We start from the raw sequence: 1774 nt of genomic DNA on the forward strand, positions 1-1774 counted from the left end.
TCCGGCTCTGGCTCTGGCTCTGGCTCTGGCTCCGGTTCGGGCTCCGGTTCTGGCTCTGGCTCTGGCTCTGGCTCGGGTTCAGGTTCTGGCTCTGGCTCTGGCTCCGGTTCTGGCTCTGGCTCTGGCTCCGGTTCTGGCTCTGGCTCTGGCTCTGGCTCTGGCTCAGGTTCTGGCTCTGGCTCTGGCTCTGGCTCGGGTTCAGGTTCTGGCTCCGGTGCCGCAGCAATCGCTAGCTCACCCGAGGTAAAGTCAATGGTGTAGTTCGGATTACGATTTTCATCGACATCTCCCTGCTCAATATCATAACGGCCTGCGCCTTCACCCGGCTGACGCGATAAATTGCCGTCCAGCTCATCACCAGCGACCAGACCACAGCTTTCCGTCAGGTTGCCGCAGCCAGTCGAAAACGTCAGGGTGGGGTCGGGTTGTCCCTCTTCTTTCTCCTGATCGTCGGCAGTGACAGTAATCGGGCGCGGGTCGATGGTCAGGGTGCCATCCACGGCACTTATCACATAGTTACCGTTTTCCAGGTCTGCGGCGCTGATGGCGTAGTTGCCTACATTGTTGCCGGATTCACGAGTCACATCACCAGCCAGGCGGTCGTCACCGACCAGGTTGCCCTCGGTGACTTGCCAGGTGAGTTCCGGGTCGTCATCGCCGTAGATCTTCTCCTGATCATCGGCAGTGACAGAAAGAGGGCGCGGGTCGATGGTCAGCACGCCATCGGTGGCGGTGATCTGATAGTTACCGTTTTCCAGGTCTGCGGCGCTGATGGCGTAGTTGCCTACGTTGTTGCCGGATTCGCGGGTGATTTCGCCCGCCAGGCTGTCGTCACCGACCAGGTTGCCCTCGGTGACTTGCCAAGTGAGTTCCGGGTCGGCATCGCCGTAGATCTTATCTTGGTCATCAGCGCTAACAGTAAGTGGGCGCGGGTCGATGGTCAGGGTGCCATCCACGGCACTGATCACATAGTTGCCGTTTTCCAGATCTGCGGCGCTGATGGCGTAGTTGCCCACATTGTTGCCGGATTCGCGAGTCACATCACCAGCCAGGCTGTCGTCACCGACCAGGTTGCCCTCGGTGACTTGCCAGGTGAGTTCCGGGTCGGCATCGCCGTAGACCTTCTCCTGATCATCGGCAGTGACAGTAAGAGGGCGCGGGTCGATGGTCAGCACACCATCGGTGGCGGTGATCTGATAGTTACCGTTTTCCAGGTCTGCGGCGCTGATGGCGTAGTTGCCTACATTGTTGCCGGATTCACGAGTCACATCACCAGCCAGGCTGTCGTCACCGACCAGGTTGCCCTCGGTGACTTGCCAAGTGAGTTCCGGGTCGGCATCGCCGTAGATCTTATCTTGGTCATCAGCGCTAACAGTAATCGGGCGCGGGTCGATGGTCAGGGTGCCATCCACGGCACTGATCACATAGTTACCGTTTTCCAGGTCTGCGGCGCTGATGGCGTAGTTGCCTACGTTGTTGCCGGATTCACGAGTCACATCACCAGCCAGGCTGTCGTCACCGACCAGGTTGCCCTCGGTGACTTGCCAAGTGAGTTCCGGGTCGGCATCGCCGTAGACCTTCTCCTGATCATCGGCAGTGACAGTAATCGGGCGCGGGTCGATGGTCAGCACACCATCGGTGGCGGTGATCTGATAGTTACCGTTTTCCAGGTCTGCGGCGCTGATGGCGTAGTTGCCCACGTTGTTGCCGGATTCACGAGTCACATCACCAGCCAGGCTGTCGTCACCGACCAGGTTGCCCTCGGTGACTTGCC

Annotated in this window: 1 protein-coding gene; it reads right to left on the reverse strand. The window is 59.5% G+C overall.

Annotated features, from left to right (window positions below):
* A partial coding sequence (locus HZS79_RS16685) for an MBG domain-containing protein (protein WP_179928417.1) occupies nt 1–1774 on the reverse strand: 1774 nt, incomplete at both ends.

Source organism: Vreelandella zhaodongensis, assembly GCF_013415115.1.
Taxonomy (GTDB): Bacteria; Pseudomonadota; Gammaproteobacteria; order Pseudomonadales; family Halomonadaceae; genus Vreelandella; species Vreelandella zhaodongensis.